Origin of the sequence: Providencia sp. PROV024 (assembly GCF_032709665.1) — a bacterium.
In the GTDB taxonomy this organism is placed as follows: Bacteria; Pseudomonadota; Gammaproteobacteria; order Enterobacterales; family Enterobacteriaceae; genus Providencia; species Providencia huashanensis.
This window is the reverse complement of the sequence record NZ_CP120545.1, coordinates 3,764,102-3,787,501: the sequence shown is the minus strand read 5'-3', so window position 1 is coordinate 3,787,501 and position 23,400 is coordinate 3,764,102. Positions and strand designations below refer to the sequence as shown.

The 23,400-nt window shown below is 41.5% G+C and carries 23 protein-coding genes and 1 other RNA gene; 10 read left to right on the top strand and 14 right to left on the bottom strand.

The window, feature by feature from the left end; translation table 11 throughout:
• Positions 1-97: 97 nt before the first annotated feature.
• The 4 genes from rplM (at position 98) to sspB (ending at position 2,621) form a co-directional block, all read left to right on the top strand.
• Positions 98-526: a 50S ribosomal protein L13 gene (gene rplM / locus P3L56_RS17435; protein WP_004258237.1), complete on the top strand. Its 429-nt coding sequence runs from the start codon at positions 98-100 to the stop codon at positions 524-526.
• Between the two features lie 14 nt (positions 527-540).
• Positions 541-933 (top strand): 30S ribosomal protein S9, encoded by a 393-nt coding sequence (rpsI, locus tag P3L56_RS17430; RefSeq protein WP_272686150.1) that lies wholly within the window; start codon positions 541-543, stop codon positions 931-933.
• A 537-nt stretch (positions 934-1,470) separates the two neighbouring features.
• Entirely contained in the window at positions 1,471-2,124 is a 654-nt protein-coding gene (sspA, locus tag P3L56_RS17425) for a stringent starvation protein SspA (RefSeq protein ID WP_042846204.1), read from the top strand.
• A gap of 5 nt (positions 2,125-2,129) precedes the next feature.
• A complete protein-coding gene (gene sspB, locus P3L56_RS17420; protein ID WP_042846406.1) occupies positions 2,130-2,621 on the top strand; it encodes a ClpXP protease specificity-enhancing factor in 492 nt (163 codons plus the stop codon).
• Positions 2,622-2,720: 99 nt separating this feature from the next.
• On the opposite strand, the gene P3L56_RS17415 is transcribed toward sspB, so the two are convergent.
• A complete protein-coding gene (locus tag P3L56_RS17415; RefSeq protein WP_042846203.1) occupies positions 2,721-4,127 on the bottom strand; it encodes an FAD-dependent oxidoreductase in 1,407 nt (468 codons plus the stop codon).
• A 300-nt stretch (positions 4,128-4,427) separates the two neighbouring features.
• On the opposite strand from P3L56_RS17415, the gene arcB reads away from it, so the two are divergent.
• The 3 genes from arcB (at position 4,428) to mtgA (ending at position 8,387) form a co-directional block, all read left to right on the top strand.
• The gene (arcB, locus tag P3L56_RS17410) at positions 4,428-6,773 is read left to right on the top strand and encodes an aerobic respiration two-component sensor histidine kinase ArcB (RefSeq protein WP_042846202.1); all 2,346 of its coding nucleotides are present in this window, start codon (positions 4,428-4,430) and stop codon (positions 6,771-6,773) included.
• Positions 6,774-7,005: 232 nt separating this feature from the next.
• Complete coding sequence (gene elbB / locus P3L56_RS17405) at positions 7,006-7,656, top strand: isoprenoid biosynthesis glyoxalase ElbB (protein WP_198860915.1); 651 nt, start codon at positions 7,006-7,008, stop codon at positions 7,654-7,656.
• Positions 7,657-7,664: 8 nt separating this feature from the next.
• A complete protein-coding gene (gene mtgA / locus P3L56_RS17400) occupies positions 7,665-8,387 on the top strand; it encodes a monofunctional biosynthetic peptidoglycan transglycosylase (RefSeq protein WP_071548612.1) in 723 nt (240 codons plus the stop codon).
• Between the two features lie 63 nt (positions 8,388-8,450).
• On the opposite strand, the gene dolP is transcribed toward mtgA, so the two are convergent.
• From dolP to P3L56_RS17380, 4 genes are all read right to left on the bottom strand, one after another.
• Positions 8,451-9,026 carry a division/outer membrane stress-associated lipid-binding lipoprotein gene (gene dolP / locus P3L56_RS17395; protein WP_042846198.1) on the bottom strand — a complete coding sequence of 192 codons (576 nt, stop codon included), beginning with the start codon at positions 9,024-9,026 and terminating at the stop codon, positions 8,451-8,453.
• Between the two features lie 9 nt (positions 9,027-9,035).
• Positions 9,036-9,626 (bottom strand): DnaA initiator-associating protein DiaA, encoded by a 591-nt coding sequence (diaA, locus tag P3L56_RS17390; protein WP_004908326.1) that lies wholly within the window; start codon positions 9,624-9,626, stop codon positions 9,036-9,038.
• 282 nt (positions 9,627-9,908) lie between these two features.
• On the bottom strand, positions 9,909-10,283 hold the full coding sequence (locus P3L56_RS17385) for a YraN family protein (protein WP_042846196.1): 375 nt from the start codon (positions 10,281-10,283) through the stop codon (positions 9,909-9,911).
• Between the two features lie 46 nt (positions 10,284-10,329).
• Positions 10,330-12,036 carry a penicillin-binding protein activator gene (locus tag P3L56_RS17380; RefSeq protein ID WP_198860914.1) on the bottom strand — a complete coding sequence of 569 codons (1,707 nt, stop codon included), beginning with the start codon at positions 12,034-12,036 and terminating at the stop codon, positions 10,330-10,332.
• Between the two features lie 61 nt (positions 12,037-12,097).
• Between P3L56_RS17380 and rsmI the strand changes: the two genes are divergently transcribed.
• The 3 genes from rsmI to P3L56_RS17365 all read left to right on the top strand — a co-directional run bounded on the left by rsmI (position 12,098) and on the right by P3L56_RS17365 (position 15,008).
• Positions 12,098-12,970, top strand: coding sequence for a 16S rRNA (cytidine(1402)-2'-O)-methyltransferase (gene rsmI / locus P3L56_RS17375; RefSeq protein WP_042846193.1), 873 nt, complete (start codon positions 12,098-12,100; stop codon positions 12,968-12,970).
• Between the two features lie 95 nt (positions 12,971-13,065).
• An RNA gene (gene rnpB / locus P3L56_RS17370) (RNase P RNA component class A) lies at positions 13,066-13,439 on the top strand.
• A 492-nt stretch (positions 13,440-13,931) separates the two neighbouring features.
• Positions 13,932-15,008: a 4Fe-4S binding protein gene (locus P3L56_RS17365; protein WP_166685148.1), complete on the top strand. Its 1,077-nt coding sequence runs from the start codon at positions 13,932-13,934 to the stop codon at positions 15,006-15,008.
• A 133-nt stretch (positions 15,009-15,141) separates the two neighbouring features.
• On the opposite strand, the gene dagF is transcribed toward P3L56_RS17365, so the two are convergent.
• The 9 genes from dagF to P3L56_RS17320 form a co-directional block, all read right to left on the bottom strand.
• Positions 15,142-15,882: a 2-dehydro-3-deoxy-phosphogluconate aldolase gene (dagF, locus tag P3L56_RS17360; protein ID WP_042846191.1), complete on the bottom strand. Its 741-nt coding sequence runs from the start codon at positions 15,880-15,882 to the stop codon at positions 15,142-15,144.
• 1 nt (position 15,883) lies between these two features.
• On the bottom strand, positions 15,884-16,996 hold the full coding sequence (locus P3L56_RS17355) for a DgaE family pyridoxal phosphate-dependent ammonia lyase (protein ID WP_166685147.1): 1,113 nt from the start codon (positions 16,994-16,996) through the stop codon (positions 15,884-15,886).
• Positions 16,980-18,119, bottom strand: coding sequence for an amidohydrolase/deacetylase family metallohydrolase (locus P3L56_RS17350; RefSeq protein ID WP_210855543.1), 1,140 nt, complete (start codon positions 18,117-18,119; stop codon positions 16,980-16,982). Before P3L56_RS17350 ends, P3L56_RS17355 begins: the two co-directional genes overlap by 17 nt.
• 218 nt (positions 18,120-18,337) lie before the next feature.
• Entirely contained in the window at positions 18,338-18,988 is a 651-nt protein-coding gene (locus P3L56_RS17345; protein WP_042846188.1) for a DUF4310 family protein, read from the bottom strand.
• Positions 18,989-18,990: 2 nt separating this feature from the next.
• Complete coding sequence (locus P3L56_RS17340) at positions 18,991-19,782, bottom strand: DUF4311 domain-containing protein (protein ID WP_042846187.1); 792 nt, start codon at positions 19,780-19,782, stop codon at positions 18,991-18,993.
• Positions 19,783-19,808: 26 nt separating this feature from the next.
• On the bottom strand, positions 19,809-20,105 hold the full coding sequence (locus P3L56_RS17335) for a DUF4312 family protein (RefSeq protein ID WP_042846186.1): 297 nt from the start codon (positions 20,103-20,105) through the stop codon (positions 19,809-19,811).
• Positions 20,105-20,470 (bottom strand): SFCGS family glycine-rich protein, encoded by a 366-nt coding sequence (locus P3L56_RS17330; protein ID WP_042846184.1) that lies wholly within the window; start codon positions 20,468-20,470, stop codon positions 20,105-20,107. Before P3L56_RS17330 ends, P3L56_RS17335 begins: the two co-directional genes overlap by 1 nt.
• 32 nt (positions 20,471-20,502) lie before the next feature.
• Complete coding sequence (locus P3L56_RS17325; RefSeq protein ID WP_042846182.1) at positions 20,503-20,841, bottom strand: transcriptional antiterminator; 339 nt, start codon at positions 20,839-20,841, stop codon at positions 20,503-20,505.
• Between the two features lie 483 nt (positions 20,842-21,324).
• Positions 21,325-23,262, bottom strand: coding sequence for a BglG family transcription antiterminator (locus tag P3L56_RS17320; RefSeq protein ID WP_129466424.1), 1,938 nt, complete (start codon positions 23,260-23,262; stop codon positions 21,325-21,327).
• Positions 23,263-23,400 lie beyond the last annotated feature (138 nt).

Sequence of the window (23,400 nt, the reverse complement as noted above, 5' to 3'; positions counted from 1 at the left end):
AGGGGTAGGTTTACTGGACAAAGAGTCGTGTGAACCTCAGAAAGCTTATGAACATGAGTGTTCACCAACGTGTAACTTCAATATTGGGTAAGTTTTAATGAAAACTTTTACAGCTAAACCAGAGACCGTAAAACGCGACTGGTATGTTGTTGATGCAGATGGCAAAACTTTAGGCCGTCTTGCAACTGAAATTGCTAGCCGTTTACGCGGTAAGCATAAAGCGGAATACACTCCGCACGTGGATACTGGTGATTACATCATCGTTCTGAATGCAGAGAAAATTGCTGTTACCGGCAATAAACGCGAAGACAAAATCTACTATCGCCACACTGGCCATGTAGGTGGAATCAAGCAAGCAACTTTCGAAGAAATGATTGCTCGCAGTCCTGAGCGTGTGCTTGAAATCGCGGTTAAAGGCATGTTGCCAAAAGGACCTCTGGGTCGTGCAATGTACCGTAAACTGAAAGTTTACGCAGGTAATGAGCACAACCACGCGGCTCAACAACCGCAAGTTCTTGACATTTAATCGGGATTATAGCAATGGCTGAAAATCAATACTACGGCACTGGTCGCCGCAAAAGCTCATCTGCTCGTGTCTTTATTAAGCCGGGTAGCGGTAACATCACAATCAATCAACGTACACTGGAACAATACTTTGGTCGCGAAACTGCGCGCATGGTTGTTCGTCAGCCGTTAGAGCTGGTTGAAATGTTAGAAAAACTGGATCTGTACATCACTGTTAAAGGTGGTGGTATTTCAGGTCAAGCAGGCGCAATCCGTCACGGTATTACACGTGCACTGATGGCTTACGACGAGAATCTTCGTTCTGATCTGCGTAAAGCTGGTTTTGTTACCCGTGATGCGCGTTCTGTTGAACGTAAAAAAGTGGGTCTGCGCAAAGCACGTCGTCGTCCGCAGTTCTCCAAACGTTAATTTATTGCCCTTTGGGCATGAAATTAATGAAAAAACCCGCCTTTATGGCGGGTTTTTTTATTGTCTGTTGTTTTTGATTAATTAATATTGGTAATACTTGATTAAATATAGCGATTAAAAAGAAATTGATATAATTTGTAGAAAAAAGAATTATTTAGTTTAGAATTTAAAATTATTATTAGTTGGGTGTTATTTAGTTCATTTATTTATTATTAAATAACCAAAGTATGGATTCAACTCCAAGGATTTAAATCCATATATAAGTATATTTTTAGTTAATGAAACTATTTTTTTTGTGATTTAACCTGTCATTGAAATATACTTATGATTTTTTCGATGCTTCCCCCCTAAGCTGTACAAAATCTGTTAGAATATGTGCCTGTTTTTTATTTCGGATTTCTCGCCTTTATTGTGCGGGAGGGTTGTGTTGGCTTTCAGTATGGATAAATGAAAGACGGACACTGGGGATTTTAAAATGGGTAATCGGTAATTAAATACTTAATTACATTTCGTCCATTTTGTATTTTGGAGGTTTTAATGGCTGTCGCTCCTAATAAACGTTCGGTAATGACATTGTTCTCTAGCCCAACTGACATTTTTAGCCATCAGGTACGTATTGTTCTGGCTGAAAAAGGAGTTAGTGTTCAAATTGAATATGTTGAACCTGGTCAGCAACATAAAGATTTGATTGACCTCAACCCATACCATAGCGTTCCAACGTTGGTTGATCGTGATCTAACGCTTTATGACCCACATATTATCATGGAATACCTTGATGAGCGTTTTCCTCATCCACCATTAATGCCTGTTTATCCAGTTGCACGTGGTACAAGCCGTCAATTAATGTATCGCATTAAAAATGACTGGTATTCATTGATGGACAAAATTGAGAAAGGCACGGCACAAGAAGCTGCAAATGCCCGCCGTCAATTATCTGAAGAGCTGATCGCAGTTTCTCCTGTTTTTGCTGAAATGGACTTCTTCATGAGCGAAGAATTTAGCATCGTCGATTGCTATTTGGCTCCATTGCTGTGGCGCTTACCTGTACTCGGTATTGAAATTAACCCATCAATCAGCAAATACTTACATTTTTATATGGATCGCGTTTTTGACCGTGACGGATTCAGCGCGTCATTGACGGATGCTGAAAAAGAAATGCGCGAGTCTAGACAGCCTATTAGAAGAGGCTAAAAATGATGGAAATGACACCAATGTCACCACGTCGTCCTTATTTGTTACGTGCCCACTACGAGTGGTTACTTGATAACGATATGACTCCGCATTTGGTGGTTGATGTCACCGTTCCCGATGTAAACGTTCCTATGGAGTTTGCTCGGGATGGGCAAATTGTTTTGAATGTAGCGCCTCGAGCCGTCGGTAATTTCGAAATCACCAACGAAGAAGTGCGTTTCAATGCCCGTTTTGGTGGTGTGCCGCGTCAAGTGTATGTTCCAATGTCAGCAATTATGGCGGTATATGCACGTGAAAATGGGGCTGGTATGATGTTTGAACCTGAGACTGCTTATGATGCAGAGTTATCCTCAGGGGTCGAAGATATTGAAGAACCAGAAGATAATATTACTTTAGTTCATGAAGCTGACCTTCCTGATGAAAGTTCGCAAGAACCATCAGGTGATGAGCCACCTAGGCCTCCGAAAGGTAGACCTGCACTAAGAGTTGTCAAATAACAGGCTTATCAGTTTTCATTACTTTAGAAATCAAGTAATAACGATCAACAGAGGGGATAATCCCTCTGTTTTTCTTTTCTTTAAAGTATTATTCGGTAATTAAACACCGAGAAAAAGCAAAATTCCTTCAGCTGCTCCGCGGCCATCAGCAATCGCAGTGACTACAAGGTCAGAACCCCTAATGGCATCTCCCCCTGCAAATATCTTTTGATTGGATGTTTGGTATGGAAAACCCGTATGATGACTAGCTAAGATATGACCGTGCTGATTATGCTTAACATCTTGCTCTGCTAACCAAGATTGAGTGTATGGGTGAAAACCAAAAGCAACAATAACCACATCAGCTTCGATAAAAGTATTTGAATTTTCAATGAGTTCTACTTGATAACGCCCATCTTTGAGTTCACCTTTTTGGGTTCGAGAAGCATAAATGCCAGTAATCTGACCATTTTCATTGGTGGCTACTTTGGTCGCTTGGGTATTAAAATAAAATTGAACACCTTCGTCTAATGCATTCGTTATTTCTTTTTGCGACCCGGGCATGCTTGCTTTATCTCTACGATAGACACAATTAACCTGTGCAGCGCCTTGACGAATAGCACTCCGAGTGCAATCCATCGCGGTATCCCCCCCACCTAAAACAACCACGCGTTTTTTATGTAAATCAATGTAGGGTTGGTCTGTAGATGCAGGTAGTGCCATTAAATGACGGGTATTCGCGATTAAATAGGGCAGAGCCTCATACACGCCTTGAATTGATTCAGTTGAGAGGTTCCCTTTAATTGACTGATAGGCACCTGTAGCAATAAAAATAGCGTCATAGGTGCTAAGAAGCGCATCTAACGAGAGGTCAACACCTATTTCAGTATTAAGCTGAAACTGTACCCCCATTTCTGCCAAAATTTCATGTCGCTGCATCATAACGTGTTTTTCTAACTTAAATGCTGGGATACCAAATGTCAGTAGTCCCCCAATCTCGGGATGTTTATCAAAAACGATAGCCTCGACACCATTACGAACAAGAACATCGGCACAAGCTAGCCCAGCGGGGCCAGCCCCAATAATAGCAACACGCTTATTGACTGGAGAAACATGAGAAAGGTCGGGGCGCCAGCCTAATGCAAAGGCAGTATCATTAATATAGCGTTCAATGTGGCCAATAGTCACTGCACCATGGTCGTCATGTAGTACACAAGCGACTTCGCATAACTTATCTTGGGGGCAAACACGGCCACATATTTCGGGTAAACTATTGGTGTGATGGGACAATTCAGCGGCTTCAATGATACGCCCTTCAGCTGCAAGTTTAAGCCAACTAGAGATTGGGTTATGTAAAGGGCACTTCCATTCACAAAAAGGGCTACCACAAGACAGACAACGACTTGATTGTTGTTGAATATCAGAAACGTTATCAGGCTCATAAATTTCAACAAACTCTATTTTACGGGTTGCCAGTGCTTTTTTGTGTGGCTCGCGGCGTTGTAGGTTGAAACTGTTAGAATTCATGGTGTTCCTTAATGAACTTTGTCTGATTTCACTTGGTAAAACTTGGCGTTTTCTTTTAAGTTTATCGCCCATATTTAAAGATAAACAGCATTAATATTTTGTTTTTCAATTGATTGTGATTAAGATTTACTCAGAATGAGTTTTTACCCGAGTAGAAGCAAAGAAAATTCCTGATTGTTATTTATCATTAATAATAAAAAATGGCTATTGAATGAGCAGGATCGACATTTTGTATTAATAAACATCCGAAACTGTCCTGTTTGATATATGATTCAAAGAGAATTTAACTAAGGGGTGGTTATGAAAGTACTTCGCGGCCTTGCGCAATACTATGTCGATTTGATGATGAAACTAGGGCTGGTGCGGTTTTCACTATTACTAGCATCCGCGCTGGTTGTTCTTGCCATGATAATGCAGATGGCCGTGACAATCTTTTTGCGAGGGCATGTTGATAGCCTCGATATGGTCGGGTCGATTTTCTTTGGCTTAATCATTACCCCTTTAGCGGTTTATTTTCTTTCGGTTGTTGTTGAGCAGTTAGAAGAGTCGCGGCAACGTTTGTCGCGCATGGTCGATAAACTTGAAGTCATGCGTAAGCGCGATGCGGAATTAAACATTCAATTACATGGCAATATTGAGCAACTAAATCTTGAAATACAAGAGCGCGAAAAAGCTGAAAGAGCGCACTTGGAACTGCTTGAACAACTCAAACAAGAAATGAAATATCGAGAGCAAACACAGGTTGAACTTGAACAACAATCGGTGTTGCTGCGCTCATTCCTTGATGCATCACCGGATTTAGTTTATTACCGCAACGAAAATAACGAGTTTTCAGGTTGTAACAGAGCAATGGAACTGTTGACTGGTAAAAGTGAAAAACACTTAGTTGGGTTAACACCTCTAGATATTTATGATGTCGAAATTGCATCTAAAGTAATGGAGACTGATGAAAAAGTTTTCCGCCATAATGTTTCCCTCACTTATGAACAGTGGCTGGTTTACCCTGATGGCAGAAAAGCCTGTTTTGAGTTACGAAAAGTCCCATTTTATGACCGAGTAGGTAAACGACATGGCCTTATGGGCTTTGGTCGCGATATAACAGAGCGTAAACGCTACCAGGAGGCGTTAGAGAACGCGAGCAGGGAAAAGACTACCTTTATCTCAACGATAAGCCACGAGCTTCGTACGCCGCTTAATGGCATCGTTGGTCTTAGTCGTATTTTACTCGATACGAATTTAACTTCAGAACAATCTAGCTATTTAAAAACGATTCATGTCAGTGCAGTGACATTAGGGAATATTTTTAATGATGTCATTGAGATGGATAAAATTGAGCGTCGTAAAGTCCAACTAGATAACCAACCCGTCGCATTACCTGAGTTTGTGAATGATTTAGAGAATCTAAGTGGGTTATTAGTTCAGCCCAAAGGGCTTAAATTTGTTATGGATGTGGCACCTACTTTGCCAAAAACGGTGTTAACTGATGGGACGCGTTTACGGCAGGTATTATGGAATTTAATTGGGAATGCGGTTAAGTTCACGCAACAAGGTGAGGTCAAAGTAAGTATTTGGCAAGAGCCTGAAAACAAAATCTTTTTTAGGGTAAAAGACAGTGGTATTGGCATACCTCAGGATGAGTTAGATAAAATCTTTGCGATGTACTATCAAGTAACAGATTCTGCTGGTGGTAAACCTGCAACAGGGACGGGGATTGGTCTTTCTGTATCACGTCGGTTAGCACAAAATATGGGGGGCGACATACAGGTTGAGAGTGAAATAGGCCAAGGTTCTACTTTTACTTTATCAATTACAGCGCCTGTGGTTGAAGAAGAAGTCGCTGAACATCAAGACAGTGATGATGATTACCCACTACCAGCCTTGCATATTTTATTAGTGGAAGACATTGAACTCAATGTTGTTGTTGCGTGTTCTGTATTAGAAAACCTTGGCAATACAGTTGATGTAGCGATGAATGGTAAAGATGCATTAGCAATGTTTGCTCCCGGTGAATATGATTTAGTGTTATTAGACATTCAATTACCAGATATGACAGGTTTAGATATTTCTAGGCAGCTTAAACAACAGTATGACAAAGAAGATTTACCGCCATTAATAGCCTTAACGGCAAATGTCCTTAAGGATAAAAAAGAATATTTTGATGCGGGAATGGATGGCGTATTGAGTAAACCGTTGTCGGTTCCTGCTTTAACTCAAGTTATAGAACAATTTTGGGGGGAGCATACTTCCCAAAATGAGGAAGTTGAAAACCGCGATGTCACATCACAAGTTGATGAGTCTATATTAGATTGTGACATGTTAGAGCAATACATTGAATTAGTCGGCCCCAAACTGATTTATGATGGGTTAGATGTTTTTGAAAAAATGTTGCCGGGTTATTTAGCTATTCTTGATTCGAATATGGTGGCTAAGGACCAAAAAGGTATTGTTGAAGAGGCCCATAAAATTAAAGGTGCCGCTGGCTCTGTTGGTTTAAAGAATTTACAGAAAATCGCACAGCAAATTCAATCTCCTGATTTACCAGCATGGTGGGATAATGTTCAGGAATGGGTTGATGAATTAAAACAAGACTGGAAAGCAGATATAGAAACTTTAAGAAACTGGGTTGATGAGCGTACAAAAAAATAACCCCAACCGAAGTTGGGGTGCGCGAATACTGCGCCAACACCAGGGAAATCGTTGATCTGCATGTATTTTTTGTTCTTGGCAAATCATTAAATTAGGTATATCACCGTAAAGGGCAACATCAAGATACCAAAATTTAGCGAATCTGTTACAAGATTCATTAAAATCTGTGATGAAGATTGATGTTTCTACCCTTTAGCGCTTGAGAGATAATTTACTACAAATGGAGGAAGATATGAAATCAATTGCGGTTATTTTAAGTGGCTGTGGTGTTTTTGATGGAAGCGAGATCCATGAGTCTGTATTAACTATGTTGGCTTTGAGTCAAAATAATGCTGAAGTTCATTTTTTCGCTCCTGATGATAATCAACCTACTGTTATTAATCATATAACTGGTGAAGAAAAATCAGAGAAACGTAACCAATTAGAAGAATCTTCTCGTATTACTCGTGGGAAAATATCGCCTTTGTCGTCAGCTGATGCATCAAAGCTAGATGCCCTCATAATTCCTGGTGGTTTTGGTGCTGCAAAAAACTTATGTAATTTCGCAGTTAAAGGAAGTGAGTGTGAAATTAATAAAGAACTATTAAGTTTAGTACGAGAAATGCATCAGCAGAAAAAGCCGCTAGGGCTGATGTGTATTGCTCCTGTCATGCTTCCTAAAATGTTAAATACATCAGTAGAACTAACTATTGGTGATGATAGTGAAACGATTGCTCAGATAGAGAGCATGGGAGGGAAGCACGTCAAATGTACTGTAGATGACATTGTAGTTGATGAGGTTAATCGAGTTGTTACAACACCTGCTTATATGCTGGCTCAATCAATTTCTGAAGCAAATATAGGTATTAACAAGCTCGTTAAGAAATTATTGGAAATGGCGTGATTATTTAAATGCTAACTTTTGTTTCTAGATTGTGGCACTGGTTAAAGAAGATCACAATTTCATTACTTGTGGTGTGGCTTTTTTCCGTCATTCTTTTTAAATATGTACCAGTGCCATTTTCAGCAGTAATGGCAGAAAGACAAATTACCGCATGGTTAAACTTAAACTTTTCTTATGTATCTCATTCTAAATGGGTAGATGAAAATCGTATTTCTCCGTATGTTTATTTGGCTGTAATTGCCGCTGAAGATCAAAATTTCCCTCATCACTGGGGTTTTGATCTTGATGCAATTGAGAGGGCTTATCAACATAATATGATCAATAAACAGTCAGTCAGAGGGGCATCTACCATTTCTCAACAAACTGTAAAAAACGTATGGTTATGGGATGGAAGAAGCTGGATAAGAAAGGGGTTTGAAACAGCAATGACTCCAGTTATGGAGCTCTTCTGGTCTAAAAAAAGAATACTTACTGTTTATTTGAATGTTGCTGAGTTCGGAGAGGGGGTTTTTGGGGTAGAAGAGGCTGCAAATAAATTCTTTAATAAGCCTGCTAGCAAGCTTACAATGAATGAAGCTGCATTATTAGCAGCAGTTTTACCTAATCCTCATAGGTATAGCGTAAAATCACCCTCTTCTTATGTTTTAAAAAGGCAAGCGTGGATCTTGAATCAGATGCGCTTATTAGGCGGTAAGAATTTTCTGAAAATAAACCAATTGGCTTCGGAATAAGATAAAAGCCATGGTTTTTAACTCATGGCTTTTATTTTTATACCAATATATTATTGTTTATGATTAATTGAGATAAGTGAATGCTGTGGTTACTCGGCGAACACCGTCTGTTTCGCTCGCAATTTTTGCTGCTGCATCACCTTCTTGCCTTGTTAATACCCCCAATAAAAAGACTTCACCATTTTCTGTGATGACTTTTACACTGCCCGATTTAACACTGTCACTGGCAAGAATTTTGGATTTTACTTTGGTTGTTAACCAAGTGTCTTTTGAGGCTGTGCCTAAATCAACAGGTTCACCACTACGAACCTCATTATAAACAGCAGTAGTTCCTTCAACATTCGAGGCGATTTGTTTCGCACGCTCAGCCCAAGCCATGTCAGGGCTTTGCCCCGTTAATAACACATTTCCTTTATACGCAGTCGCGATAATGCGTGCTTTACCTGTTATTTCCTTATCTTTATTAAGTTGTCCACTAACACGTGCTTCTAAGGTGCCATCGTCAACTTGCTGACCAACTGTGCGAGGATCTGTAGCGCTTTTCGTTGCAACAGCAGCAGAGCCGACAACAGCAGCACCAATACAACCTTGTAAAAGAATAGTACTCATGATTATGGCAAAAACTGGTATTAATCGCATTTTGTCTCCTTAATCGTCCTGATGAGGGAAAAGGGTATTATCTATGAGGTCGCACAGACAATTTACAGTAAGTAAATGAACTTCTTGGATACGAACACTTCTTTGAGATGGGATCCTAATTTCAACATCTTGTGGGCCAAGTAACCCTGCGAGCTCTCCACCGTCATAGCCAGTGAGAGCGACAATGGTCATATCTCGCGTTACCGCCGCTTCAACAGCTTTAATTATATCACTGCTATTACCATGAGTAGATATTGCCATTAGAACATCACCATGCTGCCCCAATGCCCTAACTTGTTTAGCATAAATTTCGGACGGTTGTTTGCTGCCTGAGATAGCGGTTAATACAGCATTATCGGTATTAAGTGCCAATGCAGGCAGGCTAGGACGTTCAGTTTCGAAACGGTGGATCATACTCGCGGCGAAACGTTGTGCTGTGGCAGCAGAAGCACCATTACCACAACATAAAATTTTGTTACCATTTAGCAATGATTGAACCATCATCATTGCAGCTCTGGATATAGCATCCGGCAGCGCTTCAGCAGCTGCTATTTGAGTTTGAATACTTTCAGTGAAACAAACTTTTATACGGTCTAGCACTGGTTTTTTCCTATCAAAATTTACCCGTCATACTTCGTGCTGTAGCGGTATTGGCTACGCTCGCTAACCCTAATCACATACTTATGTATGCTCATAGGGATTAGCTTACTTGCCGCCTTGCTACAACACGAATTATTTAGGGTAATCCCGTCATATCACATGCTGTAGCGGTGTTGGCTACACTCTTGCCGCCTTGCTACAACGAAAAGTAATATTTGTAGCGTTGTTGATTATACTCGCTAATTTATTCAGGTAGCTTATTTGTCATTCAGATTACGAATACTAGCCATCTTCGTTAAATGCGTTTTGTATCCATTCAAATTGGTTACCCGTTATTGCGCAGATATCAAAACGGCACGAGCTGGTATCGAAACTTTCTTGCCTTTGCGCAAGCCATAATTTTGCAGCGGCTAATAATTTTCTACGTTTATGCCAGTTTACTGATAAAAGTGCATTACCGTAATCACCATTTTTACGAAAACGTACCTCGATAAATACCCAACCAGTATTATCGCGCATTATTAAATCGATCTCACCGGCTCGATTTCTTGCATTACGTTCGACAAACGTTAGCCCTTGTTGTTTCAGGAAAGTGAGTACTTGGTGTTCATAGTACCGACCTGTTAACCATTTTAAGGGTTTCTGGATTGTTTTCATGACGTCCTTGTCTGAAAAGTCACCTTCTCGATGACTTGTTTATACCCTATTGAGCAGGAAGGATCTTCCCTTGCTTGAACTGTAACCAAGGTAATTCGCGGAAAACAACACAATTAGGTGTTGTTGTGAGTACTCCGGATGCACCATTAATACGTAATTGTTCTGGTTGCTGTAATTTATCGAAATTATTAGCTAATGACCATGCATCAACACCCATTGCATATAAGCGAAATAGTGAGTAGTCATTATTTAACTTTTGTTGAGCCTGTTTGCGTAAACTATTGTTTGCACCAGCTAATAAAGGGACCTCGCTGAACTTAACACCGTCCATTTCGAAGCGGTAATCAGCCCCTGAACCTGCTTGGTTACTACGTGAGCTCGTATAAAGTGCTGGACGTGAACGGGTGCTAATTGCCATTTCTATCATCGGTTTGATAAGCGTCAGCTCGTCACGTGTCGCCACAATATAAACACCATCAATAGCACCTGTTGAATCTTCAATTTGAGGGCTTAATTGTGGGCTAACTGTTTCCCCTGTATTAACAGGTGTTCCAGTCATACGGATACCAGCACCGCGGTTAATGGATTCTTTTAGCGAAGGTACTGAACCAAAGGTTTGCATTAACACGGTCGAGCCGCCTTTCTCTTGCCAACCTTTAGCGAAGGCTTTGGCAATTCTATCGCCAAAGGCATTTGCTGGCACTAATACGAGAGGCATTTGTTTGCCTTCAGACCTCATATAAGCGGCTGCATTTTGCGCTTCATCTTCTGGAGATAACGAAAAATAACAGAGGTTTGGACGAGGTTGTAATTGGTTGCTATCGAGTTCGTTAAGCGCAAGAACGCTAACAGGAGCACCCATTTGTGCTATCACATTTACATCTGTTTTCAGCAGCGGCCCGACAACAAGGTTAAAGCCTTCATTTTTAGCTTGTTCAAGCAGTTGAGGCATTTGTTGATTGGTGGTATCAAAGACTTTGATCGTTTGTGTATTTGTCGGAGTAGCATCAATACGTAAAGCGGAGGTTACCAAGTCATTATCGGTGGTGGCAGGCGCTTCACCCGTAGTCGCTGCGACTTCTGCATAAATTTGGTCGAGTATATCATTACCGCTACTTTGAGCGTTCGCTGTGTTAGCCGGAAGAGATGTGGTTTGCGGGAGCCCTTTTTGAGCATCCATAAACCCTTGCATGATGGCTTGACCGAAAACCTGACCTTGCCCACTCATCGGTAAAAATAGGGCTATTTTCGGGGTTGTGCCAACACGCGGTAACATTGTTTGGAGCAACTGGGTCGGGGGAATTGTGGCCCCTGGGTTATTTGAATAACGCATTTTCCAGTCGTTGAAACCGGTGCGTAGCGCATCAGGGTCATCTTGGTTGTTTTGATAAATATCTAAAAGATCGACCCAACCTTGGAGAATATATTCATCAGCCTCAATTCCGTGGACTTGTTCTGGCGTTAACTGTGTTAACATCTTCCAGAGGCCATCAATATTGGCTTGGCGCTCAGCAGCTGTTTTTAATAAAGGCTCTTGGCTAATATAAGCTCGCAGGGCTTCCATTGAGGGCTTGCCTTGAGCAGCATCAATGATGGCTTGGTAGCTGCTGACATCAGACGTACTTTGCTCAGGTGTTTTTTGGGTGGACGGGAAGTAATCCGATACCATTTGGCACCCTGACAATGCAAATATAGATAGCATTGCTGTGCAGATTAACCCTTTTTTCAAATGCAAAAAAATTGAAGGACGCATACTGTATCCAATGGTGTATTTTTCAATTGCTTAATTTTAAACCGGCTATTCGGATGAAACAATGAACCAACCTAATCAAGCTGTGGTTATGGCATCCACGCTGTATATCGTCCCAACCCCAATTGGTAATATGGGTGATATCACGCAACGTGCGTTGGATGTTCTTAAACATGTTGACCTTATTGCGGCAGAGGACACTCGGCATTCAGGCATTCTTTTACAGAATTTTGCGATTAATGCACGACTGTTCGCTCTACATGATCATAATGAACAGCAAAAGGCAGATCAATTAATTAGCAAACTTCAACAAGGCGATAGTATCGCATTAGTCTCTGATGCAGGTACACCTTTAATTAATGATCCAGGTTATCATTTAGTCAATCGTTGTCGTGAGGCTGGTATCCGTGTTGTGCCTTTACCCGGCGCCTGTGCAGCGATTACTGCGCTGTCTGCTGCCGGTTTGCCTTCAGACCGTTTTTGTTATGAAGGTTTTTTACCTGCTAAAACAAAAGGCCGTAAAGACGTTTTACAATCACTTGAACAAGAAACTCGGACACTGATTTTCTATGAGTCAACCCACCGTTTGTTAGATAGTTTAGCAGATATGGTAGAAGTCTGGGGACCAGAACGTCATGTTGTTTTAGCTCGGGAATTGACTAAAACGTGGGAGTCAATTGAAGGCCGTCCAGTAGGTGAATTGTTGGCGTGGGTAAAAGAGGATGAAAACCGCCATCGCGGCGAAATGGTGTTAATTGTTGAAGGCTATAAGAAGCCAGAGGATGATTCGGCTATTTCCCCTGATGTGGTTCGCACGTTAAATTTATTACAAAAAGAGCTTCCCCCTAAAAAAGCGGCAGCGATTACAGCCGAAATTTATGGGTTAAAGAAAAATATGTTGTATAAATTGATGCTTGATAATCAAAGCAATGAATGATTTTTAGGCAAATAAAACGGTTACATTAATATAAGTGGTAAATTGCAAGTGCTAGAGTCTGTACAAGCTACAACAAAGTGCCTATAATTCGCCGCGGAGTTGGCCAGACAACCGCTGCTTTATCGTTGTCCCTTCGGGAGACGGGTAAAGGGGAGGAAAGTCCGGGCTCCATAGGGCAGGGTGCCAGATAACGTCTGGGAGGCGCAAGCCTACGACTAGTGCAACAGAGAGCAAACCGCCGATGGCCTGTTTACAGGATCAGGTAAGGGTGAAAGGGTGCGGTAAGAGCGCACCGCGCGACTGGCAACAGTTCGTGGCACGGTAAACTCCACCCGGAGCAAGACCAAATAGGGGTTCATATGGTGCGGCCCGCATTGAACTCGGGTAGGTTGCTGGAGCCAGTGCGCAAGTGCTGGCCTAGATGAATGGTTGTCCACGACAGAACCCGGCTTATCGGCCAACTCCCATTTTTTCGTCATACTTAGCGCTGTCACGGCGTTAGCTTCATTCAGCTACACGGGTCACATACTTTTGTATGCTCCCCGTGCTGTCTTCACATCGCTGCCTTGTTACAGCACTAACTATTTAGAAAAAATCTCAGTTTGTAGTGCTTTAAGCTGCCCTATGTTGGCGTTGCTCGTCAACTCGAGTCACATACTTTTGTATGCTCCTTTTTTTCGTCATACTTCAAGTTGTGCCTGTGTTGGCGTCACTCGTCAACCCTAGTCACATACTTTTGTATGCTCCTAGGGATTTCCTCATTTTGCCGCCTTGGCACAACTCGAATTATTTAGAAAAAACCAACGATAATATTTTTCTATTTCTATTTTTCTGGTCAACCTTCACCATTTTGTTGTATCAAACCATCAACGTCACAACCCCCTGATGCAAATCAATATGTTTTCTGAATATGTAAATACAATAATGGTATTTAAAATGCATGTTAAAGAGATGGGCGTATATGACCAAAAAACCACGTATAAGGTATCAACGCCGCCCCGGTACGACAGGGGGAAAGCTTCCTTGGAATGATTGGCGGAACGCATCAACTTGGCGGAAAGTTGTACAATTCACACTCTTGGCGATAAACCTTTATATCGGTATTACTTTCTATTACTGGGTTCGTTACTACGAAACTGGTGGGGCAACGCTTTATCTTCCTCGTCCGGGTGGGATTGAGGGTTGGCTACCTATTGCTGGGTTAATGAATTTAAAATACACATTAGAAACAGGCAGTTTTCCGGTAATCCATGCGGCCTCAATGTTTCTTTTGGTTTCTTTCATAATTATTAGCTTATTATTGAAAAAAGCCTTTTGTTCGTGGATGTGCCCAATAGGGACAATTTCTGAATACACGGGGAAAATAGGACAAAAACTGTTTCGTTATCAAAACCAAATCGATTTACCTAAATGGTTAGATATTCCTCTAAAAGGCTTAAAATATTTACTATTAGCTTTTTTTCTCTATATAGCATTATCCATGCCTGCACAGATGATCCAGTATTTTATGATGTCGCCTTATGGGATCATCATTGATGTTAAAATGCTCGATTTCTTTCGCTACATTAGCGGTGTTACCTTGGTGAGTGTTATTGTTCTTGTGGTGATTAGTTTGTTTATTCGCAATGCTTGGTGCCGTTATTTGTGCCCTTATGGTGCATTGTTGGGGCTATTTTCGTTATTTTCCCCCGTAAAAATTCGTCGAGATGTGGAAAGCTGCATTGATTGCGGAAAATGTGCCAAGAACTGCCCGTCGCGTATTCCAGTCGACAAGCTCATTAAGGTAAGAACGGTGGAATGTACAGGGTGTATGACGTGCGTGGAGTCCTGCCCTGTTTCTTCAACCCTAAATTTTTCATTACAAGTGCCAAGAAAAAAACGCCAAATCCCATTGTCTGGGGTAATTATGTTAGTTTTAACTCTGGGAATGTTATTTAGTGCCATCGGGGTTGCTGCTTACTTTGGTGTGTGGGATAGCCCTGTCCCCGATAATTATTGGTTTCATATTATACCGAATGCACGAATGATAGGTCATTAATATATAATGAAAAAAGCCCCACTACATACTAGATGAGTGGGGCATTTGTTGTTTTGTCATTTGTCACAATGACTGTTTTTTATAACATCTCGCTTATATTTATTTTCCGACTTCTTTTTACTGCTTTAACGCATCAATTAACCGCTTGCTTAACCATCTGCAATAATTGACGAACTTCTTCTGGGCGAGTATTGCCCGTATTTTTATCAATGATTGAGCTATAAATATGAGGAATGATTTTCTTCACGCCTGCATCAAGGGCTATTTGCAAAATTTCCGCAAAGTTATCTAAATCAATACCGCCAGTAGGCTCTAAAGAAAAATCAAATTCAGCACAAGCTTTAGCAATGGCTTTATATTCTTCAATATATTTTAACCCTTTCATATTAAAGAACTTAACAGAGTCAGCGCCCATATCTTTAAGCATCATGATTGCGGTTTCAATGGGGACAATGCCATCTGGGGCTTGTGAGCTTAATGGGCCTGTAGAGATTTTTACCATGCCAACCGTACCTGTCGGTGAGATTAATGCGTTAACGAAGGTCTCGGTTTGGCCTAATAAGGCTCGGCTAATGGGAGCACCTGTAAATACTTGATTTACATGCTGTGGTTGAATTTCCTGTGAAATTAAAGACACCATGGTTGATTGGTTTGGATCGCCAGCCCCAAGACCAACCGATAACGCATTATCCGTCTCTTGCGCGTAGATGCGCATATCAGCTATGGCACTTTCTAAGTCAGGGTAATTTTTGGATAATACACCGACAACGACAAAGGTTTCCGCTGCGACATAAATGTCTTTAGCATTTTGGTGGCTACCAGCCAACACATTTAAACAGACACGGTCACGGTAAAAATTCGGTGACAATTTCATTTTAAAATCCTTCTACTAGCAAACGAATATTCTTTGAAATGACATCAAGTTGTTCATTGCTTACACTACGGATATCCGCTTCAACTTTTCCTTCATTAGCTTTGTATTCACGGAAATAAATGGCGGTATTCCCCTGTTTCAACTCAGCCATAATCTGATAGGTCGTTTTGCCAATAACATTTTCATCGAAGCTAATTTCAGTACGTGCAATATCGCGTCCTGCGCCATCCCATACCACTTGTGCAGAGATGCCGTTGATATCATTTAGGTCACTGATAAATTTACTCATTCGATTAACCATTTCAGCGCCAGTTTCTTTTGTGGCACTCAGATATTGTTCGATAGCAAGTGTGAGCCCTAAAATACCTTCTTTACCGACTTTCATTGCTCGGCCGATACCTTGGCTTTGGCGTTTAACCCACTCGATATATTGTTTTTTACCAATAACGAGACCGCTGGTTGGGCCTTCAATAGCTTTGGCACCACTGTAAATAACAATATCGCCACCAGTGTGATAATAAGCCGTTAATTCCTCTTCTGCCGCAGCATCAATAATCAGCGGTAGCTGGTGGTCATGAGCGACTTTGGCCGCTTGCTCCACAGTTAACATGCTTTTTTGTACGGTATGATGTGATTTGATATATAAGATGGCTGCGGTTTGAGGGGTGATTTTTGCCGCAAGTTGTGCAGCACTGCATTCATTAGCAAAACCAGCTTCAATGACTTTACCTCCGCCGAGTGTCACCATGGTGTCGACGGGGGCGCCAAAGTTAACATTATGGCCTTTAGGTAAAATAATTTCGCGAGGAACCACTTTGTCGGATGAATGCAGGTTGAGTAGTAAATCATCGTCGTCTTGCACGATCACCGCGGCAACAGCTTGGGCAATACCGGCAGATGCACAAGACACCACAACTGCAGCTTCAACATCTAATAAACTTGCAATGTATTCGCCTGTTTTATTGACTAAATCTTTAATTTCAAAATAGTGATTTAACCCATAAGCCACTCGCTCAACCACTTCAGGTGTTGGGGTCGATACACCAAGGGCAGTCATACGGCCAGAAGCATTAATAACGTGTTTTAACTGATATTTATCATAGATTGATTGCATGTTCAGATTCGCCTTCTGCATGAATAATATGTTTTCCACCGACAATTGCGGCAATAGGAACAAAGCGGTGAGTCCCTATGCGATGTTCACCTTCTGCATCAGTGAGTTCAGTCGGTTCTTCTTTTAAATCAAATAGCGTAATATCTGCATCGAAGCCCGGTTTTAGATAGCCTTTCGCTGGAAGTGACAGCAAGTCAGCAGCTTTTTCTGTGACACAACGTAAAACTTGCTCAGCACTAAAGCCCATGCAGAGGAATTTCGTCATTACAAAAGCAAGGCTATACACTGGCCCATTTACGCGGTTTCGGTGATAGATATCTGAACTGATGATGTCTGGATAAGTCCCAATACGCATGGCTTGCTCTGCAACTTTAAAGCTAAAGCTTTCGCCGCCATGACCAACGTCTAAAATAACACCACGCGCCAGTGCTCTGGCAATTGAGGGTTTTAGGTAGCCATCATCACCTAAAATTTTATTTGGCTTGCCATTAAAGCAGTGAGTAATGATATCCCCACGGGTGAGTAAATCGGCAACTTCATCAATATTTGGGGGGTTATTACCAATATGCACCATTAGCGGGAGATGATGTTTTTTCTGCATTTCTTTTGCTTTGATTAAAGGGGTAATTCCGTTTTCACCCACCACGCTTTTGCTCATACGCGCTTTCATACCAACAATGAAGCCATTATGGCGCTCAATGGCCTCTTGGAAGCAAGTTTCATTGATATTGTTCATATCTGACAATTCATTTTGTGCAATGATGCCAATACGAGAGATATTCAATAAAGAAAAGACATTGGTTTTCGATTTTTGGGTGAGTTGATAAAATTTATCAACATCATCAGCGCCTACACTACCTGCATCAACCAGTGAGGTGACTCCACTCGCAGCACCTGCTAAGTCGGGGTCATCGAAGTAGATAGGCGATTCAACAAAACAATGTGCGTGAGAGTCGATCCACCCCGCACTTACATAGCATTTTCCTTTCAGGTCAATAACTTTGTCTGCTTGTTGATTGTTGGCCAGCTCTGGACCTGCGGCGTCGATTTTTCCATCTTTGATAAGAATATCGATAATTGCACCATCGATACGTTTAGCTTGTTTGATGATTAGAGTGTACATAAGTTGCCTTCTTCATACTCGATGCTTGTCATACTCGTCATACTTCAAACCGCAGCGTTATTGCCTGTTGTTTCACTACCCTAGTCACATACTGGTGTATGCTCCTAGGGATATCGTCGTTTGCTGCAATTTGAATTATTTAGAGTATGTCTAACTGTTTGTTCTAAATGATATAAACCGTAGCGTTTTCGTTAACCTATGTTCCGAGAGAATGTGGATTAAGCGGCGATTGGGAAGAAATAACCGAATAACATCGCACCTAAAATTGCACCGCCTGCAACAGGTTTTTGCCATACATAGAAAACCAATGCGCCGATTAAAGAACCAATACCAATTGGGATGGATGCAGCCATTGCAGCAAGGATAATCAATGGCCCAAGGAATCGACCTGATGTGTTACCTGCACCCATCATGACATCAGCCCCGAAGGTTGAGTTGGCTTGGGCAATTGTGAATTTACGTGCAAATACGATTAACAGACCGATTAACACGCCAAGGAGTAAACCCGTAAGCAGTGACATCCAGAAGTTGGTCACTAAAATATCCCAGCCCGCGGCTAAGAATAGAGCAGGAACACCTAGACCAATCCCCGTTTGTAATGCGCCACCGATATCTAAGATACCGACTAATGAGCCTTCAATGATCCGAGCGAATAGGAAGCTAGCACCGAAAGCTGCTACTGCACCGTAAACACCAGTATCTAACCCTGCACGCAGCATGGCTACGAAGGCCACTTCGTTAAACGCTCCGAAGCCATAGACGACATACATGTGAGTACCTGCAAAGATCCCTGCGGATAACAGCCCAACAAAGATTGGGAAGGACCATTCAGCGTACCAAAAATCTTGTTTGTTAATTTCAGTTGTCATGATTATTTCCCGCTTAGCAGTCCGTGGACGTATTCAAGCCATAATGGTTTATCTAGGTTGAAGGAGGTGATCATCTTCAGGTCAAACTCACGGAAGAAACCACTTAATACAAACAACAACACGACAGTGATCATCATAGTACGAGTGATACGGTTCCAACCGTTGTCATCAACACCTTTACCAATCAAGATACCTAAAACTAAACCAGGGATAGCGTTACCCATAATTAACTGTGCGCAGCCTCCAAATAGGGTGGCCCAGAAACCGGAACGACGGCCCGCATCCATCGCAGCTAACCAGAAAATGACTGGCATTACGGTGTTGACGAGTAAGTTAGCGGCGGGGACTAATACATTGACCGCCGTGGTTTGTAATGCCGCTGGAACAGCAGAGGCGGTGGTATTTAAGAACGCAACCACGACCGCACCGATAATGGCACAAGCAATCGCCATCTTTTTCGGGTTATGCAGTGTGTCTGCTACGCTGCGGTTTTTGGTTAACAATGCGGCCGCGCCCCAGTTTGGGATGATGCGGTGGTCGACATCTTGGGTAAATGCACCAGCTGCAACAGATGAAGCCCATGCGTTAAAGAAGAACCCTAAGCCGAAAGAAAAGTGTGAAGCTGGGTCGCCTTCACAGGCGTTAAGTTCACCCAAAGTACGAAATGCCCCCATACCTTGTACGGTTGGTGCGTGGAACATCCGCGCTGCCCCGGCTCCTAAACCGAAGCCGCAGAGCCCACCGATAATTAGGGACATGCCCAATATTTCTAAAAAAGATGCAGTTTCACTCATGGAATTAACTCCAGACCTGATTGCTATTATTGTTCTGTAAATGGTATTTCGTTGACAGAAAGTAAGGTGACATCCAGCGAAACGTCGAGTACAACACGAAAATGTTCACGCTTGCGTGGCAAAAAGATAAAAAGAAACTTTTCTGTTCGCGATTGTGAGTGAGCACTAACAACCTCAACATCCTTTGGTTCTATCCGCAGGATGATATCTGTATTGTTTTTCAGTACGGTTTTTTGAATTGAATTTAAGGCGTCAGCAATGGCTTTTTGTTTGGTATCGCCTTGCCCTGTTACCCGTACAACCGTTTCGATAGATTTTTTCATTAAGCGTTGCCGTATTTTTTATTAAAAGCTTTAACTAAGCGCTCACCTAACTCTTCCTTGTCCATAAAACCAAAACCTAGCACGTTGCAACCATCCGCAATGGCGGTCTCTCCCTCTTCGATAGAACGCATCCCATAACGAGCTTTGTAACCATATTTAGTTTGAGCGGTAATAGCGCCTGCGCCGCCGCTACCACAAAAAGAGATACCTAAATCGGCTTGCTCTGCATTCATAACGTCACCGAGTTTCATATCCGCAGCAACACCAGGAACGACAATGGCTTTACCACCCGCAGCTTCCACACCTGCAGCCACTTTTTGGCCTTTACCTAAGCGATCTCCGATAACAACAACCATCTGTTTCATAAAATATTCTCCAAATTCTACAATGTTAAAAATTAATCATTCGCGCGAGCGACTTCAAAGTGAACAGAGAGTAAATAGGTCTCTTCTTGTGCCAAGCCGGGTAACGTGTCGACAACGCGTTGTGCTAGTGCAATTGAATGTGCTGATATTTCGTCAAACAGGCTGATATCGATTTCTGGTAAGGCTTCACCCGTTTTTGCTCTTGCCACCATGGCTCGTAAGTGAGATTGCAACATTTGTTGTTGTACATCTGTAGTGTAGCAGTCCTCCTGCTTGAGCCAGTCAGTAATCACTGCCAGCAGTTTTTGTGTCACCTCATCGATATCGAGGTTATGTTCTAACATCTTAAAAACTACAACTGATTCACTCATAACTATTTAAAATCCAAAGTAATATTGCAAGTTAGACCACTCTGTTCCTTCATGCTTAATACCTTAATACGTCCATACCCATTTTTGCAGGCAAATAATTTCCACTTATAAGTGGAAATTATTTGGAAGTTAGAACTTACAAGAATGGTTCGTTTTTTAGACCATTTGGAAAATAAGTGGAAAAAACGGATGTTTATCAACTATTGTTGAATAATTAAATTATGGGGTTTTCTTTAAAATTTTATATCTATCAAATAGATATGGTTTTTTATAAACAAGTGGAAATGGAAAATAGAATTGGAGGGTAAAGTGGAAACTCTAAATGGAAGCCATCTAATGTATCTGATAATGACTTCCACTTAGCCATTTAGCGTGTAAAATCACCAGTTTTGGATAGGAAAACATTTGGTGGAGTTGTGGTTAGGATCACGTAAAAACCATCAATCATCATTTTTCCATTACTAAGTGGAAGTTGCTCTTAACCTAAAGAATTCGCGCTAGGCTATCTTTAGCGATCACTTGGAATTCATTAAAGTTTTTGACGCCTATTAGGCGGCGAGTGGTTTTTTCCTTCACAAAGGTGACGAATAAATCATAGATTGCCATGGCTTCTTCATAATCCGCTTTGCTGATAGCCAATAGAAAAATGACATAAGCGTTTTCTTTCGTTTCTTTATTCCATTCAATACCTTGTGGAGCAACGACAGTGGCAACGACGGTTTTATTCGCCAATAACCCTAATGAATGCGGCAGTGCAATCCCTTCCCCAAGTAATGTGGAAACAATGGATTCGCGTTCTTGCAAAGAAGGATAGAAATCTGAAGTGACATAACCTTCCCGTTGTAATTTATGGCACACGGTTTGAAATAACTCTGCTTGGCTAATTTTTTCGTTAACGACCATAAAAAAGCGTTCATCAAAGAAGCGTTCAATGATGTAGGGGCGTGTTTGGTCTACCATGGCAAGGCGGCCCACTTGCTCTAGCTGGTAAGGTGTAGGAAAAGGCGCGATTTTGATGACGGGTTTATTTTTTTCCGAAACACGAACTGTAGTAATGACAAAATCTTCCGTAACTTCATTTAGCGATTCATATTCTTGCAGTGTTAAGCCGCGACTAAATTTAAGTTGTGGAAATTCACGCATAATTTTTGATTCAACGACTCGGAAGGTTGAGTTCCCTGCATCAGTGACTACGAGTACCTCGGTCTGGCGAATTGAACCTGCACCGTAATTTCGCTCAAGGCTAACCCCAATATGTACGGCTAAATAACCTAATTCGTCTTCGTTAATAGGGTGGGGAAGTAATTGCTTACTTGCACTCGTTAAAGCACTTAAGGTGACATCGTAAGCAAAAGGATAATATTGTTTAATATCAGAGAGTAATGGATTTGGCGTAGAAATATGGTATTGCAGGCGGGTGATTAGCGCAGCAAGATGAGTGTTGAGGTCTTTTTTAAGTTTTTCATCATTACGCAAATCGTAGTTATATAACTCGTTGATATAGTTTAAAATATATTCGGATAATTCATTGTGGCTCCCTACTTTTTGGCTGCTCGGGTCTTGATTGCTAATGCGTTGAGCTATGATTTGATCGTGTAGGTAACTGAGCTCAGCCCCTGAAAGGTCATTACCAAGAAAGTAAATTAGGCCTTTCGATATTTCATCACATGCCTTGCGGATCACTTCTTCGCTATCATCATTTTTTACCGTTGTCGTTAGTTCATGGCCGCGAGTAATACGCAAAATAGTTACAGCACAATTAAAAACAAGGTACAAATGGCCTTCATTGCTAATACGAATATCGAACCGATTCATACTGTTATGTAGGACTTTGTCAATATATGTTAGGTCTAAATTATCAAGGCAATCAGGGCGGAAAGACGTTAAGTCTGGGGTTAACTGTGCGGAATATCGGCGCCATAACGTTTCGGTCATGCAAGCACGAACGGCCCATTCACTACCATTTAACCGAATACCTTGATGGGGAATACTTTCTAATGAAATTTGATATTTATGTAATTGTTCCCTGACCGCTCCCATGTCTTGCTGTAAAGTACCTCGACTGATAAACCATTCTTCAGCGATATCATCAAGCTTTACTGGCAGGGATTGCATTAGTAATTTGAGAAGCAAGGCGTCAATGCGTTCTTTGCTCGTACGAGGAATGCTATTTTCCTCTTCAGTTTGCTTGGTGAAAGTGGCAAACAGGGCTTCATCCTCAATTTTTAACCGATAACCATGACCACGCTCATACACAATGTGTGCGCTATATTCCTGAATCAATTCATTGATTTCATTGATATCTGAACGAATGGTTCGTGTTGAAACTGAGCAAAGTTTTGCTAGCTCATCTTGAGGAACGACCTCATTGAGTATTTGTGCAAAAATTTGGTTGTGTCGCTGCTGCGTAAATAGGGCCACTAAAACACCTTTAAAATCAAAATCAAAAAGTATTTGAGTTAGAAAAGAACGTATTTTCTTTCTCTCTAATGGCAGGACTCTATCATAAGGGTGTCAATATGTAGGACATGTAAATGATTAAATTTGCGAATCCGTTCG

Coding starts and splice junctions, on each gene's coding strand:
- rpsI (WP_272686150.1), top strand. CDS start 541: ATGGCTGAAAATCAATACTACGGCACTGGTCGCCGCAAAAGCTCATCT.
- P3L56_RS17385 (WP_042846196.1), bottom strand. CDS start 10,283: ATGAAAACAATCCAGAAACCCTTAAAATGGTTAACAGGTCGGTACTAT.
- dolP (WP_042846198.1), bottom strand. CDS start 9,026: ATGCGATTAATACCAGTTTTTGCCATAATCATGAGTACTATTCTTTTA.
- sspA (WP_042846204.1), top strand. CDS start 1,471: ATGGCTGTCGCTCCTAATAAACGTTCGGTAATGACATTGTTCTCTAGC.
- P3L56_RS17340 (WP_042846187.1), bottom strand. CDS start 19,782: ATGAGTGAAACTGCATCTTTTTTAGAAATATTGGGCATGTCCCTAATT.
- P3L56_RS17345 (WP_042846188.1), bottom strand. CDS start 18,988: ATGACAACTGAAATTAACAAACAAGATTTTTGGTACGCTGAATGGTCC.
- P3L56_RS17365 (WP_166685148.1), top strand. CDS start 13,932: ATGACCAAAAAACCACGTATAAGGTATCAACGCCGCCCCGGTACGACA.
- rsmI (WP_042846193.1), top strand. CDS start 12,098: ATGAACCAACCTAATCAAGCTGTGGTTATGGCATCCACGCTGTATATC.
- P3L56_RS17355 (WP_166685147.1), bottom strand. CDS start 16,996: ATGCAATCAATCTATGATAAATATCAGTTAAAACACGTTATTAATGCT.
- P3L56_RS17350 (WP_210855543.1), bottom strand. CDS start 18,119: ATGTACACTCTAATCATCAAACAAGCTAAACGTATCGATGGTGCAATT.
- P3L56_RS17380 (WP_198860914.1), bottom strand. CDS start 12,036: ATGCGTCCTTCAATTTTTTTGCATTTGAAAAAAGGGTTAATCTGCACA.
- mtgA (WP_071548612.1), top strand. CDS start 7,665: ATGCTAACTTTTGTTTCTAGATTGTGGCACTGGTTAAAGAAGATCACA.
- P3L56_RS17330 (WP_042846184.1), bottom strand. CDS start 20,470: ATGAAACAGATGGTTGTTGTTATCGGAGATCGCTTAGGTAAAGGCCAA.
- P3L56_RS17335 (WP_042846186.1), bottom strand. CDS start 20,105: ATGAAAAAATCTATCGAAACGGTTGTACGGGTAACAGGGCAAGGCGAT.
- P3L56_RS17415 (WP_042846203.1), bottom strand. CDS start 4,127: ATGAATTCTAACAGTTTCAACCTACAACGCCGCGAGCCACACAAAAAA.
- dagF (WP_042846191.1), bottom strand. CDS start 15,882: ATGAAATTGTCACCGAATTTTTACCGTGACCGTGTCTGTTTAAATGTG.
- arcB (WP_042846202.1), top strand. CDS start 4,428: ATGAAAGTACTTCGCGGCCTTGCGCAATACTATGTCGATTTGATGATG.
- elbB (WP_198860915.1), top strand. CDS start 7,006: ATGAAATCAATTGCGGTTATTTTAAGTGGCTGTGGTGTTTTTGATGGA.
- rplM (WP_004258237.1), top strand. CDS start 98: ATGAAAACTTTTACAGCTAAACCAGAGACCGTAAAACGCGACTGGTAT.
- P3L56_RS17325 (WP_042846182.1), bottom strand. CDS start 20,841: ATGAGTGAATCAGTTGTAGTTTTTAAGATGTTAGAACATAACCTCGAT.
- sspB (WP_042846406.1), top strand. CDS start 2,130: ATGGAAATGACACCAATGTCACCACGTCGTCCTTATTTGTTACGTGCC.